The sequence below is a fragment of the Kouleothrix sp. genome, from assembly GCF_046328425.1.
GTDB lineage: Bacteria > Chloroflexota > Chloroflexia > Chloroflexales > Roseiflexaceae > Kouleothrix.
The window spans coordinates 492,445-506,883 of the sequence record NZ_JAXLWP010000003.1 but is presented as its reverse complement, the minus strand read 5'-3'; the positions used below and the strand labels follow the sequence as shown (position 1 = coordinate 506,883).

Below are 14,439 nucleotides of genomic sequence, written 5' to 3'. Positions count from 1 at the left end.
CAAACGGAGTTGGTATTAGCAGTTGCGCTGTTCGGCTTCCTGAAGCCGTGCATGGTGCCTGTGGCAGCATGATCATCGTGTCCTTTTTCCGCGCTGCGCGCGGAAAAAGGACACGTCCAAAAGGAACATACTGCTGAAGTCGCCTGAAAGGATGTAGCTATGTTGCGCTGGCCAGCCGACGAGGCGCTCAACGCGCTGATCCGCCGCTACTACACCGGCGAGGCCGGGCTCTGGGAAAGCATCCGCCAGCAGATCGACGACGAGCTGCGCCGCCGCCAGATCGTGCGCGGGGCGTACCACATCCGCCTGCGCAGCCGCTCCGACGGCGGCTACGACGTCCAGATCGACGACGCCAGCGAGTACGCCAACCCCGCTTGACACATCACCACGCCAATGCTATATTTCGCGCGGGTAATATATGCAAGTATTCCAATGTTCGTATATTTATATATATACTTAATGCCTATGGAGCAATGATTGAATCAACCATTACACCGTTTTAAAGCCGAGTTCTTCAAAGCGCTGAGCCACCCGATGCGTATTGTCATTCTCGAGCTGCTGCGTGCCGGCGAGAAGCCGGTGAGCGAGCTGCAGGCCGCGCTAGGGATCGACCAGTCGAGCGTCTCGCGGCAGCTCGCGGTGCTGCGCACGCGCAATATCGTCGAGGATCGCAAAGAAGGCACCAGCGTCTACTACCGCGTGCGCGACCCGGTGGTCTTCCAGCTGCTCGACGTCGCGCGCGAGATCTTCAATAACCACCTGATCGACACCCACGCGATGCTTCAACAACTTGCCGAGGAGGAAACCGCCTGATGTTCTCCGCGCTCTCACGTCTTCCGCTGGTCGCGCTCTACCGGCGCGAGTTTGCCGAGTATAGCTGGGCGGTCTTTCAGCGCGATCTGCTGGCGGGCCTTACGGTTGGCGCCGTCGGCCTGCCGCTGGCGCTGGCGTTTGGCGTGGCCAGCGGTGCTACCGCCGCGGCCGGCATGGTCACCGCGATCCTCTCCGGCCTGCTGATCGCCGGGCTGGGCGGCGCCGCGTACCAGATCAGCGGCCCCACCGGGGCGATGTCGGCTGTGCTGATTGTGCTGGCGCAGCGCTACGGCCTGCCCGGCGTGTGGGTGGCCGGCCTGATGGCCGGGCTGTTCCTGGTGCTGCTGGGCGTGTTCCGGCTCGGCCGCTATATCTCGTTTATTCCCTCGCCGGTGATCACCGGCTTCACCAGCGGCATCGCGCTGATCATTGCGATCGGCCAGATCGATAACTTCCTCGGCGTCACTACGCCCAAGGCCGATACGTCGCTCGACAAGCTGCTGTTTTACTTCACCCACCTGGTTGTGCCCGATTGGCACGCGCTGGCGCTCGCCGGCGTGGTGATGGCTACAATGCTGATCGCGCCGCGGATCAGCAAGGCCATCCCCGGCTCGCTGATCGGCCTGATCCTGGCGACGCTGCTGGCAGTTGTGGCCGGCTGGCAGGTGCCGATCATCGGCGCCATCCCGCGTACAATCGTGCTCGATCAGCGGCTGACGCTGGGCGCCATCCCATGGGGCGCGCTGGCCGATCTGCTGCCGCCGGCGATCTCGATCGCGGCGCTTGGCGGCATCGAAAGCCTGCTGTGCGGCGCGGTCGGCTCGACCATGACCGGCAAGCCGCTCGACAGCAACCAGGAGCTGATCGGCCAGGGCATTGGCAACATGGTCATTCCGTTTTTTGGCGGCGTGCCCGCCACCGCCGCGATTGCCCGCACCAGCGTCGGCGTGAAAAGCGGCGGCATCACGCGCGTGACGAGCTTTGTGCACTCGGGCGTGCTGCTGCTCAGTGTGCTGGCGCTCGCGCCGCTGATCGGCCGCATCCCGCTCGCGGCGCTGGCTGGCGTGCTGCTGCTCACCGCCTGGCGCATGAACGAGTGGGAGGCGATCCGCTTCTTCGCGCGCGCACGGCTCAAGCATGCGCTCACCGGCATGCTCGTCACCATGGTCGCAACCGTCGCGCTCGACCTGACCCAGGCCATCCTGATCGGTATCGCAATCTCGGCGCTGATCTACATCAGCCAGTCGGCCGGCAGCGTCGGCGTTACCAGCGAGCCGGTGAACCTCGACCGGCTCAAGCAGATCGGCCATCGCCTGCTCACCACCGACTCTTCTGTGCATATCTACTATCTGACGGGGCCGCTGTTCTTTGGCAGCGTCAGCACTGTGCTCGAGGCCTTCAAGAATGCCGGCGACTGGCGCGCGCTGATCATCAGCATGCGCGGCGTGCCGATGATCGACGCGATGGGCATTCAGGCGCTCGATCAGATTGTCGAGACGCAGCGCCACCGCGGCGGCCAGGTGTGCTTCAGCAGCCTGCAGCCTGCCGTTCGCGATATGTTCGCGCGCACCGGCATGCTCGAGCGCGTCGGCGAGCAGAATATATTCTGGAGCGCCGACCAGGCGATTGTGGCGCTGCACGCCGAGGTGTCGCCAACCGAGCACGCGCCGGCTGGCTAGCGCCTGGCGGCACAGGGCGCCTGGAGAGCTTCGGCCCTCCAGGCGCTCTGTTGCTCGCCGCAGCCCGTCACACCAATCGGGCTGAGCGCTGGCTTTATGGTGGGGGTTCGGGGCGGCACTGCGCCCCCGAAATCTTGTGCTGGCCCGCCCAGCGAAGCCGGGCGGGCCAGCACAAACGAAAGCGCTCAAACGGAGTTAGTATCACCCTGTGCCTGCGCGCCGCAGCCAACGACACGCGCTAGCGGTGCGGCACCGGCATAGCTCGCGGCATGTGCGGCTGGTCGCCGCGCGGCGCGAGCTGGCTAGCCGGCCCCAGCGCGCTGGCGGCCGCGCCGCAGAGGCCAAGCGGCGAGCTTGTGCCGCAGGTGTTGCTCAGCCAGCTGTTACCGGTCTGCGCGGTGCCCGAGCCGTGTGTCTCGTCCTGCGCGTCTATGAGCGCGTTCTGCCGCAACGTGTTGCTCTTGAAAGTGTTGCCGGCGGCGCTGCGCGTCGCATACACGCCCACCTCGCCATTCTTGCTGGCTTTGTTGCCCTGGAGCAGGTTGCCGGTGGTGTTGGTGGCCGAGTTGTAGCTGCACACATCGATGCCGTCGACGCTGTTCTTGTTGGTGGTGTTGTCGCGCAGCTTGGTGTTTGACGTGCTGTGCAGCACAATGCCGGCCCCGATGTTCTGGCTGGAGTCGTTCTTCTTTACCTCGTAGTTGGTAGTTTCCCAAAGCACAATTCCGCCCGACTGGCAGTAGCTGCCGTACCCGCTCGCCGAGACTTTGTTGTCGTGTACGCTGCCGTCGCTGGCCGCCCAGATTTGGATCCCATCAGCGCCTGCGTTCTTGATCGTGTTGTCGCGAATCTCGATCTTGCTGCCGCCGGCGACATAGATGCCCAAACTCCACCAGCTTGCCGCGGCGTCGATCTTGAACCCCTGGATCCGCGTGCCGCTGCCGCCGCTAGTGCCATCCACGATAATTGATCCGTGGATGATCGCTTTGCCCGATTTCATTGCCACCAGCTTTACCCGCTGGCTGACGAACACGCTTTCCCAGTACTCGCCAGGGCATACCTGGATGGTATCGCCCGGCGAGGCGGCGTCGACTGCCGCCTGGATGGTTGGGTACGTCCCGCCCTTGCAGTCGCCTGGCCCCGGGTAGGCCTGGCTCGCTGCGGCCATCGGGCCAACGTACCGCGTAGTAGTGGTGCTGGCCCCGATCGCGGTAGGCGCGACCACCAGCAGCACTACGGCGCTGATCAGAGCTACAATATGCTTCATCGCACAGCTCCTTTGGTGATTATTGTGAACCATGAGGCTTGCCTTATCTATCCGTGCGCGCGGCCAACCGGGCCAGGGCACGCTGCCGGCCGGCTTCGCGCCGCAGATTGCGCAAGCTATATTGGCTGGTTAAATTGCAGTAAATGGCGAGATGTGCATTGAATAATGCAGAAGCCGAGGGATAAATCTTTGCATTGAAGATATGCAGGTAATTTAGTATAACAAGTGCTTAATCTAAGATCAATGATATTTCCGCAACGATTATTGCGATAGTTGCGGCTGGTAACATGTTGTATAACTTCGCAAAAAAGCCCTTGCTCGGGCGCGCAGCGGCTTGGCAGCGCCAGAAAAGTGGTATGATACAGCCGCGTTACACGCCGACGCTGGCTGTAGTTGTGGAGGCACAAGCATGACGACGACCACCCGTAGCATCGACATCCGCACCGAGATCCCCGGCCCGCGCTCGCGCGCGATTGTGGCGCGGCGCGAGGCTGCCGTGCCGAATGGCCTGTACAAAGCGCATCAGATCGCCGTCGAGAGCGCGAGCGGCGCGCTTGTGACCGACGCCGACGGCAACACGTTTATCGATTTCATCGGCGGCATTGGCGTGCTGAACGCCGGCCACTGCCCGCCCGAGGTCGTCGCCGCCATCCAGGCCCAGGCCGCCCGGCTCATCCACTTCTCGGCGCTGGTGGGCACCTACGAGTCGTATGTCGAGCTGTGCGAGCGGATCAACGCCGCCGTGCCGATCGCCGGGCCGTGCAAAACCATCCTCTCGAACAGCGGCGCCGAGGGCGTCGAGAACGCGATCAAGTTCGCGCGCGCCGCCACCGGCCGCCAGGCGATCGTCGCGTTTGAGGGCGGCTACCACGGCCGCACGCTGATGACGCTCTCGCTCACCAGCAAAACCAGTTTCAAGAAGACATTTGGCCCGTTCGCGCCCGAGATCTACCGCGCGCCCTTTCCGGCGGCCTACCGCATGGGCCTCTCCGAGGCCGAGGCGGTCGAGCGCTGCTGGGATGCCTTCGAGCGCCTGCTGGTGGCCGGCGTCGGCCCCGAGGCGATTGCCGCGGTGATCATCGAGCCAGTGCAGGGCGAGGGCGGCTTCCTGCCGGTGCCGCAGGAGTTCCTGCGCCGGCTGCGCGAGTTCTGCACCCGCAATGGCTGCCTGCTGATCGCCGACGAGGTGCAGTGCGGCTTTGGGCGCACCGGCACGCTGTTCGCGATCGAGCAGCTCGGTGTCGAGCCCGACATCCTGGTGAGCGCCAAGTCGATCGCCGCCGGCATGCCGCTGGCCGCCACTACCGGCCGCGCCGCGATCATGGACAAAGCTCACGTCGGCGGCGTGGGCGGCACCTACGGCGGCAACCCGCTGGCCTGTGTCGCCGCGATCGAGGTGATCAGGTGGATGCAGCAGCCCGGCGCGCTCGGCCGCGCCCACCAGGTAGGCCAGGCGGTGCGCGAGCGCGCGGCCGAGTGGCAGCGCACCATGCCGCGTATTGGCGACGTGCGCGGCCTCGGCGCCATGATTGCGCTTGAGCTGGTGAAGAGCCCCGATACGCGCGAGCCTGCCCCCGACGAGGTGCTGGCGGTGGTCAAGCACTGCGCCGAGCACGGCCTGCTGACCATGCGCGCCGGCCTGTACGCCAACTGCCTCCGCCTGCTCATGCCGCTGACGATCAGCGACGAGCAGCTGCACGAGGGCCTCGACGTGCTCGAGGATGCGCTACGCGCCGTCTTGATCTAGCTGCTGCAGCCTGGTCGAACCCTACCCTTTGCCTCTTTCTGCTCGCGCGAGCGGGAAAAGAGGCAGAGAGCGCTTGCCGCATCGGCGCGCGAGCGCCGCCGCCGGTATTGAGACAGCTGAACAAGGCAACTGTGTAATATGCTGTTCGCTTGATCACGTATCGATTGTGTTGCACGAGTGGCTTTGCCACGTCGTGCAACACACTAAGCTGTTTGAACAGGGTGGTTTGGAGGACGAAGCCCCTCCAAGTATCTACTTTCTCTGGCGGGTGGCGGCCACGAATGTGTACCGCCCGCCCAGAGGGAAATGCGGGGCATAGCCCCTCGCACCTCTTTCAAACAGGCTCACGAAATTTGCCGGCCAAAGCCGCCCCCGACTCCACCAAAGTGTCAGTCATCGAGCGAATTTGGTATAAGCCTAACTATTCTCAAGAAGACACTATGAGCGAAATTGTAATCACCAACTCACTGCCCGAGCACGCCGAGGCGTTGGCGCGCCACCAGCAGATCTGCTTCCCAACCCTCGACCCGGTTGCCTGGATGACTGCCGAGGATTTTCTGGCGCAGATGCGCGCTTTCCCCGAAGGCCAGCACGTGGCCCTCGACGGCGCGCGCGTGGTGGGCCAGAGCAGCACGCTGCGCGTAAGCGCCGAACAGGCGTTTGCCCAGCATAGCTTTCTTGGCATCACCGGCAATGTCACTTTCAGCACCCACGATCCGCAAGGCGAGTGGCTGTACGGCGCCGACATGAGCGTGCACCCCGAGTACCGCGGCCGCAAGCTCTCGAAGCTGCTGTACGACGCCCGCAAAAGCTTGATCCGCCGCCTGGGCCTGCGCGGCATGGTCGCCGGTGGCCAGCTCGCAGGCTACCACCACTACCGCGCCAGCATGGGCGTCGAAGAGTACATCGCGCGCGTGGTTGCCGGCGAGCTCGCCGACCCAACGCTGACGCCGCAGCTGCGCAGCGGCTTTGTGGTGCGCGGCGTGCTGTGGCACTACCTCGACGACGCCGAGCATGGCGCCGAGGCTTCGCTGATCGTCTGGGAAAACCCGGATTTGTAGCCCCACCCCTTGCCCCTCGCCTTGTAGCGGAGGCGAAAATCAGCTCAGCCTGGCTGCATTGCCGCGAAGCGGCAATGCAGCCACTCCGAACCGCGCTCGGGAGATGGTGGGGGCGAGGGCCGATGCTGTGCAACGCCGAGCAATTCTGGCCCTGCGTTAAGGAGACAGAACCATGATCCAGGAGTACCGCAACTTCATCGGCGGCGAGTGGGCCGCCCCAACCACCGGCGACTGGGCCGAGGTGCGCAACCCGGCCGATACCGACGATGTGCTTGGCAGCGTGCCGGCCTCGGGCCTGGCCGACGTGCAGGCGGCGATCGCGGCCGCGCGCGCGGCCTTTCCCGCATGGGCCGGCCTTACCGCTCCCGAGCGCGGCCGGGTGCTGCACCGCGCCGCCAATTTGCTCGAAACCCAGGCCGACACATGGGCCGCCGCACTTTCGCGCGAGGAAGGCAAGACGCGCCTCGAAGCCCAGCGCGAGGTCGTGCGCTCGGTCGAGCTGCTGCGCTATTTTGCCGGCGAAGCCTGGCGCGTCGGCGGCGACCTGCTGCCGGCCGACACGCCGCTGACGTTGCTGTATAGCGCGCGCGTGCCGCTGGGCGTGTGCGCGATCATCACCCCCTGGAACTTCCCGCTCTCGATACCGGTGTGGAAGATCGCGCCGGCGCTGGTGGTGGGCAACACGGTGGTGTTCAAGCCGGCCTCGGCCACGCCGATCATGGCGATCATGCTGGCGCGCCTGCTGCACGAGGCTGGCCTGCCCGCCGGTGTGCTGAACCTCGTGGCCGGCGCGGGCGGCGCGCTTGGCGATGCACTCGTTACTGATCCCGGTATCGATGCGGTATCATTTACAGGATCGTACAGCGTCGGCCATGCGCTTTACCAGAAGACCGCGCCGCGCATGACCCGCACACATCTCGAGATGGGCGGCAAGAACCCGGTGATCGTCGCCGCCGATGCCGACATCCAGAAGGCCGTGCAGATCGTGTCGGCCGGCGCATTTGGGCTGACTGGCCAGGCCTGCACTGCCACGAGCCGCGTGATCGTCGAGCAGCCGATCGCGCGCGAGTTCGCCGAGCGCCTGTCTGCCGCCGCGCTCGCGTGGAAAGTTGGCCCGGGCCTAACCGACGGCGTGCAGATGGGGCCGGCCGTGAGCAAGGGCCAGCGCCAGACCGACCTGGAGTATATCGAGGTGGCGCGCGGCGAGGGCGCCACGGTGCTGGCCGGCGGCTCGGCGCCAGCTGATGGCAGCTACGCGCGCGGCTATTTTGTCCAGCCCACCGTGCTCGGCAATGTCAAGCCCGATATGCGGATCGCCCAGGAAGAAGTGTTTGGCCCGGTGGTCGGCCTGATCGAGGCGGCCGACCTCGACGAAGCCTTTGCCATCGCCAACCATACGACGTATGGCCTCACGGCCGGCATCGTAACCACCGACCTGCGCCGGGCACTGCGCTTCGCCGAGCGCGCCGAAGCCGGCATGATCAAAGTCAACCAAGGCACCGTTGGCGCGTCGATCCAGGCGCCCTTCGGCGGCTTCAAGAACAGTGGCTCGGGCATGTTCCGCGAAATGGGCAAAGGCGCGGTCGAATTCTTCACCAAGATCAAAACGGTATACATCGACGGGCAGTAGCAGCCAGGTTGTGCTGCTGACACTGTGGCTGGCCAGGTTGGCTGCATCCCGCAACGCAGCTCTGCGAAGTGGCTTGTTGCGCATCGTTCGATCTTTTTCTGGTGTAAGGTCGAACCGATTTCGGTACTGTTCCAGCCCGGATATTCCCGTATGCTGTAACGACGATGCGCAGCTGCACAACTGAATAACGTTTTAGCCTTTGCAATTCGCCCGAGAAGCCGAGCAGCTTATCTGCGATAAGCTGCTTTTGGCTGCCAGATGCGGCAGCTGGATCAACTGCTTGCACCAGGCTACGCCACCAGGCCAATAAACGCTCCAGAACGAGGGGATACATGAGGAATCGTCTGCGTCGTTGGCTGAGCGACGCGACAGCCCACAACTTAGTGGATCGCCAGAAAGCAGCATACCTGCGCGTGATGCTGATTGGGCTCGGCACGCTGGGCCTGATGGGCACGCCGCTATCGCTGCTGGCGCCGCTTAGCCCGCTTCAGCATGCGCTCACGATCAGCGCCGACTTGCTACTGTCGGTGTTTATGCTGGTTGGGCTGCTGGTGCTGCGCAGCGGGCGGCTGCATGTAGCAGTGATGCTGGCGACCTGCGGCCTGCTGGTGCCGCTGGCGATAACCTTTGTGGTGCTAGGCCCCGATCGCGGCAACCTTGTACTGATCGCCTTCGCGCTGCCTGTGGCGCTGGCGGGCTTGCTCTCCGGCCGGAATAGCGTGATCTTCGCAATCACCGCCAGCCTGGTGATTGTCGCGAGTATGATCCTGTTTTCGGCGCCGCCCGGCTTGCCGAGCGTGAGCTTGCCCGCGTGGATCGTGGTGTGCGTGTTCGCGCTGGTGCTGGTGCTGCTGGGCCTGTTTCTCGATCGCTTCGGCGCGACGTTCTACCAGATGCTGAATGTGATGGCCGCGCGCGAGCACGAGATCGAGCAGAACCGCGCGGCGCTTGAGCAGCGCACCGCCGCGCTTGAGCGCGAGATCGTCGAGCGCGAGCGGATCGAGGCGGCCCTGCGCCAGAGCGAGGATAAATTCCGCGCGCTGGTGACGCACTCGCCGGTTGGGATCTTTCAGACCACCGCGGGCGGCGCGTACCTATTCGTGAACCGCCAGTGGTGCGATCTGGCCGGCATGGCGCCTGCCGCCGCGCTTGGGCAGGGCTGGGCGCGCGCGCTGCATCCCGCCGACGCGCGGCGCGTGCTGGCGGCGTGGCAGCAGGCAATCGCCGGTGGCCACACATTTGCCCAGGAGTACCGTTTTGTGCAGGCCTCTGGCGATGTGCGCTGGGTGTTCGGCACCGCCGACCCGCAGCGCGCCGGCAGCGGCGAAGTGCTGGGCTATTTCGGCATCATCAGCGATATTACCGAGAACAAGCACGCCCGCGAGGCGCTGCGCGAGAGCGAAGAGCGCTACCGCCTGATCACCGAAAATACCAACGACCTGATCAACCTGTTCGATCTTGATCCCAGCCCCACCCGCGTCTATGCCAGCCCGTCGTACGCGCGCGTGCTTGGCTACGAGCAGCCGGCGCTGCAGTTCATCAATCATTTCGACCTGGTGCACCCCGATGATCTGCCGCTGCTGTTCGAGCAATTCAACCTGCTGAACAACGGCCGGCCCTCGCAGATCACCGTGCGCCTGCGCCACGCCGACGGCTCGTGGCGCTGGGTCGAGACGCACGCGACTGTGCTGGCGCGCGACAACCACCACTACGCCGTGACGGTGGGCCGCGATATCACCGACCGCAAGCGGCTCGAGGCCCAGTTCCTGCAGGCGCAGAAGATGGAGAGCATTGGCCAGCTGGCCGGCGGGATCGCCCACGACTTCAACAACCTGCTCACGGCGATACTTGGCAACACCGAGATGGCGCTCGAGGTGCTGCCGCCCGAGCATACCGCCCGCGTCGATGTCGGCGAGATCCGCAAGGCCGCCGATCGTGCGGTGGGCCTGACGCGCCAGCTGCTGGCGTTCGCGCGCAAGCAGATCATCGAGCCACACGTGATCGATCTGAACCGCCTGATCCTCGACATGGACGCGCTGCTGCGGCGCTTGCTCGGCGAGGATATCGAGCTGGCCACGCTGACGGGCAAGCAGCTCTGGCGCGTCAAAGGCGACCCGAGCCAGATCGAGCAGGTGGTGATCAACCTGGCGGTCAATGCGCGCGACGCGATGCCCAGCGGCGGCAAGCTGATGATCGAAACCGCCAATATGCTGCTTGAACACGATCCTGCCGAGCGCCACGCCGGCCTGCCGCCGGGCCGCTATGTCATGCTGGCGGTGACGGATACCGGCGTGGGCATGAACGAAGAAACGCAGCGGCGCGTGTTCGAGCCGTTCTTCACCACCAAGCCGAAGGGCCGCGGCACCGGCCTGGGCCTGGCCACCTGCTACGGCATTGTGAAGCAGCACGGCGGCAATATCTGGCTGTATAGCGAGGTCGACCAGGGCACCAGCTTCAAGATCTACCTGCCGGGTATCGACGAGCCCGCCGAGGATCCGCGTCCGCTGATTGTTCCGCAGGAGCTGCCGCGCGGCCACGAGACGATCCTGCTCGTGGAAGACGAGGCGGCGGTGCGCGCGCTGGCGGCGCGCATCCTGCGCGCGCACGGCTACCAGGTGATCGAGGCCGCTCAGGGCCGCGAGGCGCTGTCGATCATCGAGGCGCGGCCGAATACCGCGATCGACTTGCTGCTCACCGATGTAGTAATGCCGCAAATGGGCGGCCGGATGATCGCCGAGCATCTACAGGGCCGCTACCCCGATCTCAAAGTGTTGTATATTTCCGGTTATACTGACAACGCAATTGTACAGCACGGCCGCCTGAAACCGGGCGTCTCGTTTCTGCACAAGCCGTTCACTCCGGTGGCGCTGGTGCGAAAGGTTCGCGATGTGCTGAGCCTGTGAGTGCCGTGCTCACATAACGACGAGATTGCCATGCAACAGAAGCTGCGCGATTGGCTTGCCAAGCTGCCGTATACCGATCGGCTGCTTCGGCATCAGGCAGCGCTCTTTCAGCTCATGCTGCTGATCATTATTGGCGGCTGCCTGGTGGGCCTTCCGCTCAACGCGGCTACCGCCGATACGCCTTCGGCGCTGCTGCTGCCGCTGGTGTCGTTCCCACTGCTGATCGGCTGTACATTGATCGCGCTGGTGCAGCTGCGGCGCGGCCAGTTTCGCTTCGCTGTGGCGCTCACGACGTTTGGCAGCCTGCTGACGATCGGCTTTGCGCTGCTTGGCGCCGGCCTGGCGCACAGCGAGGGCATCCTGATCGCGTTTACCATCCCGGTGACGCTGGCCGGCCTGCTGAATGGCCGGCGCGGCCTGCTGCTGTCGGGCGGCCTCAGCATCGCGATTGTGCTGCTGGTAGCGCTGCTCGAGATGCTCGCGCCGGCGCTGGCCGGCTTTGCCAATACCCCGCTTAACACCCCGCTGGCGCTGGCTGCCACTTTCGTGCTGCTGCTGGTGGTGCTGTGCCTGTTTATCGATCGCTTCGGCGTCTCGCTGCGCGATGCGCTCTCGACGGCGCAGCTGCGCGAGCGCGAGCTGGAAGGGCTGCGCGCATCGCTTGAGCGCCAGATTGGCGATCGTACCGCCTCGCTGGCGCAGGCGCTTGAGGCCGGCGAAGAGCGCCAGACCCAGCTGGCACAGGCACTGGCCGAGCTGAGCGCCAGCGAGGCGACGGTGCGCAACCTGAGCGCGCCGGTGCTGCCGGTGCTGCCGGGCGTGCTGGTGGCGCCGCTGATCGGCGTGCTCGACCCGGCGCGCGCCGCGATTGTGACCGACAATGTGCTGCGCATGATCCAGCGCGAGCGCGCCACCACGCTGATTTTCGACATCACCGGCATGCTGATCCTCGACCCCGACGCCGCGCAGGAGCTGCTGCGGGCGCTCGCGGCGGTGCGGCTGCTTGGAGCCGAGGCCATCCTGGTGGGCATCCGGCCTGAGGTGGCCGAGACGCTGATCGCGCTGCGGATCGACCTTGCGCCGATCCGCAGCTACCCCAGTTTGCAGGAAGCGGTTGAGGCATGGCTGGCGAGCCGCGCGGCGGCTCGGGCCGCAAAAGGATGAGCAGATGCAGGCGGATACGATTCTCAGCGGCGGCGTGATCCACACCATGGATCCGGCACGCCCGCGCGCCAGCGCCCTGGCGCTCGCGGGCGCGACTATTCTCGAGGTTGGCGACGACGCTGCGGTGGAGCGGCTGGCCGGCGCGCATACCCGGCGGATCGACCTGGCCGGCCGGGCGCTGGTTCCGGGCTTCAACGACGCGCATATTCACCTGTGGAAAGAAGGCATGCTGCTGAGCCAGGTGAACGCACGGCCGGCGCATGCGCCAACGATCGCCGCGCTGGTGGAGGCGTTTGCCGAGCGCGCCGCCGCTGTGCCGGCCGGCCAGTGGATCGAGGGCCGCGGCTACGACGAGACACGCCTGCCCGAGGGGCGCCACCCGAACCGCTACGACCTCGACCGCGCCTCGGTGGCGCACCCGATCGTGCTGGGGCGCACCTGCGGGCATATCATCGCCGTGAATAGCCGCGCCCTGCAGCTTGCCGGCATTGGCGCGGCCACGCCCGACCCGCCCGGCGGCGCGATCGACCGCGACGCGCGCGGCGAGCCTACCGGCGTGCTGCGCGAGACGGCCATGGCGCTGGTGCGCTCGATCCAGCCGCCGCCAACCGAAGACGAGCTGGCGCGCGCGCTTATCGGCGCGGGGCGCAAGTGCCTGGCGCTGGGCATTACCGCGATTGGCGAGCCGGGCGTCGACCCGCGCACCGTCGCGGTATATCGGCAGCTGGACGCGGCGGGCCAGCTGCCGCTGCGCTGCGACGTCATGGCCATGACCATTCTGCCAAACGGCGCGCGCGTGCCGCAGCCGGCGCCCTGGCGCGGCCACTTGGCCAAGTGCGACACCGTCAAGCTCTTCAGCGACGGCGGCCTCAGCAGCGGCACCGCCGCGCTCAGCATTCCCTACCGCAACCGCCACGACTGCGGGCTGCCGCGCTTTCCGGCGGCGCAGCTGGCCGACGAAGTGCGGCTGGTGTATGGCGCCGGCCTGACGGTGGCGGTGCACTCGATCGGCGACCGCGTGATTGGCGATCTGCTCGACGCCTTCGAGCGCGTGCGGGCTGCGGGCTCGGCGCCGGCGGGCGACCAGCCGCGCCTGCGGATCGAGCATTTTGGGCTGCCGAATGCCGCGCAGCTGGCCCGCGCGCGCGCGCTGGGCGTGATGGTGGCTACGCAGCCATCGTTTCTGCACGATATCGGCGACACCATCCTGTTTCACCTGCCCGACGAGCTGGTGCCGCAGTGCTACCCGTTTCGGGCGATGTTCGAGGCTGGCCTGGACGTGGCGTTTAGCTCGGATGGCCCGGTGATCAGCGATGCCAACCCGGTGCTGGGCATGCAGGCGGCGGTGCTGCGGCGTACGCGCAGCGGACGCACGATCGCCCCCGAGCAGGCGATCGGCGTGGAGCAGGCGCTGTGGGCGTTTACGGCCGGCAGCGCGCTGGTGAGCGGCGAGGGGGCGCGCCTGGGCCGTCTGGCGCCGGGCTTCCAGGCCGACCTCGCGGTGCTCAGCGGCGACCCGCTCGATACGCCGATCGAGCGCTTGCTCGAGATCGAATGCCACCAGACATGGGTTGCCGGCACGCTGGCGTACGAGCACGCATGAGCTAATTTTCGCCTGCACGAGGGCTAAAAACGGCGAACGCGCGTGCGGATTTATGGCCTGTGGAATGGTACGATAGGCCGTAAAACCCTTTGTAATGCGCTAAAACCGTATTTGGCTTCCTAATGCCTTAAAAAGCGAGTTGGAAACCCAAAAAAGCCTTGCAAGGCTTTCTAATCAGCAAGGGGGCTTGACACGTGCGGTATACTGCGTATGCAAGCGGTTTTCGCACAAACGTACACAGGAGGAAATAAGCAATGCAAAAGACCGACTTCGTTAAATCGGTTGCCGAGCGCGCCGGTGTGTCGCAAAAAGAAGCCAAACTGGTTGTCGATGCGGCGCTAGATATCATCACCGAAGCCCTCAAAGGAGGCGAGAAGGTGACGCTCACCGGCTTCGGCACGTTCGAAGTGCGGCAGCGCCAGGAGCGCGAGGGTGTGAATCCGCAGACGCGCCAGAAGATCAAAATCTCGGCGACGAAGACGCCTGGCTTTAGCGCCAGCAGCACCCTCAAGGAAGCTGTCAAGGGCAGCTAGCCCAAACGTCAACCGCAACGCAGACGCCGCGGCAGATGC

11 protein-coding genes are annotated in these 14,439 nt (G+C 65.5%); 10 read left to right on the top strand and 1 reads right to left on the bottom strand.

Features of this window, described 5'->3' with window-relative positions:
* Positions 1–159 precede the first annotated feature (159 nt).
* The 3 genes from U0177_RS01915 (at position 160) to U0177_RS01905 (ending at position 2,492) form a co-directional block, all read left to right on the top strand.
* Positions 160–378 (top strand): hypothetical protein, encoded by a 219-nt coding sequence (locus U0177_RS01915; protein WP_409568886.1) that lies wholly within the window; start codon positions 160–162, stop codon positions 376–378.
* A gap of 99 nt (positions 379–477) precedes the next feature.
* Entirely contained in the window at positions 478–813 is a 336-nt protein-coding gene (locus U0177_RS01910) for an ArsR/SmtB family transcription factor (RefSeq protein WP_409568885.1), read from the top strand.
* A complete protein-coding gene (locus U0177_RS01905; protein WP_409568884.1) occupies positions 813–2,492 on the top strand; it encodes a SulP family inorganic anion transporter in 1,680 nt (559 codons plus the stop codon). Before U0177_RS01910 ends, U0177_RS01905 begins: the two co-directional genes overlap by 1 nt.
* Positions 2,493–2,730: 238 nt before the next feature.
* Here U0177_RS01905 and U0177_RS01900 read toward each other — a convergent pair whose 3' ends face one another.
* Entirely contained in the window at positions 2,731–3,759 is a 1,029-nt protein-coding gene (locus U0177_RS01900) for a nitrous oxide reductase family maturation protein NosD (protein ID WP_409568883.1), read from the bottom strand.
* A 409-nt stretch (positions 3,760–4,168) separates the two neighbouring features.
* On the opposite strand from U0177_RS01900, the gene gabT reads away from it, so the two are divergent.
* The 7 genes from gabT to U0177_RS01865 all read left to right on the top strand — a co-directional run bounded on the left by gabT (position 4,169) and on the right by U0177_RS01865 (position 14,400).
* Positions 4,169–5,506, top strand: a complete 1,338-nt coding sequence (gene gabT / locus U0177_RS01895) for a 4-aminobutyrate--2-oxoglutarate transaminase (RefSeq protein ID WP_409568882.1) — start codon at positions 4,169–4,171, stop codon at positions 5,504–5,506.
* A gap of 440 nt (positions 5,507–5,946) precedes the next feature.
* Positions 5,947–6,567, top strand: a complete 621-nt coding sequence (locus U0177_RS01890; protein ID WP_409568881.1) for a GNAT family N-acetyltransferase — start codon at positions 5,947–5,949, stop codon at positions 6,565–6,567.
* Positions 6,568–6,739: 172 nt separating this feature from the next.
* Positions 6,740–8,197 carry an aldehyde dehydrogenase family protein gene (locus U0177_RS01885; RefSeq protein ID WP_409568880.1) on the top strand — a complete coding sequence of 486 codons (1,458 nt, stop codon included), beginning with the start codon at positions 6,740–6,742 and terminating at the stop codon, positions 8,195–8,197.
* A gap of 332 nt (positions 8,198–8,529) precedes the next feature.
* On the top strand, positions 8,530–11,100 hold the full coding sequence (locus tag U0177_RS01880) for a PAS domain S-box protein (RefSeq protein ID WP_409568879.1): 2,571 nt from the start codon (positions 8,530–8,532) through the stop codon (positions 11,098–11,100).
* Positions 11,101–11,130: 30 nt separating this feature from the next.
* Positions 11,131–12,264, top strand: coding sequence for an STAS domain-containing protein (locus U0177_RS01875; RefSeq protein ID WP_409568878.1), 1,134 nt, complete (start codon positions 11,131–11,133; stop codon positions 12,262–12,264).
* A 4-nt stretch (positions 12,265–12,268) separates the two neighbouring features.
* A complete protein-coding gene (locus U0177_RS01870; RefSeq protein ID WP_409568877.1) occupies positions 12,269–13,867 on the top strand; it encodes an amidohydrolase in 1,599 nt (532 codons plus the stop codon).
* Positions 13,868–14,121: 254 nt separating this feature from the next.
* Positions 14,122–14,400 (top strand): HU family DNA-binding protein, encoded by a 279-nt coding sequence (locus tag U0177_RS01865; protein WP_409568876.1) that lies wholly within the window; start codon positions 14,122–14,124, stop codon positions 14,398–14,400.
* The last annotated feature ends 39 nt before the right edge of the window (positions 14,401–14,439 follow it).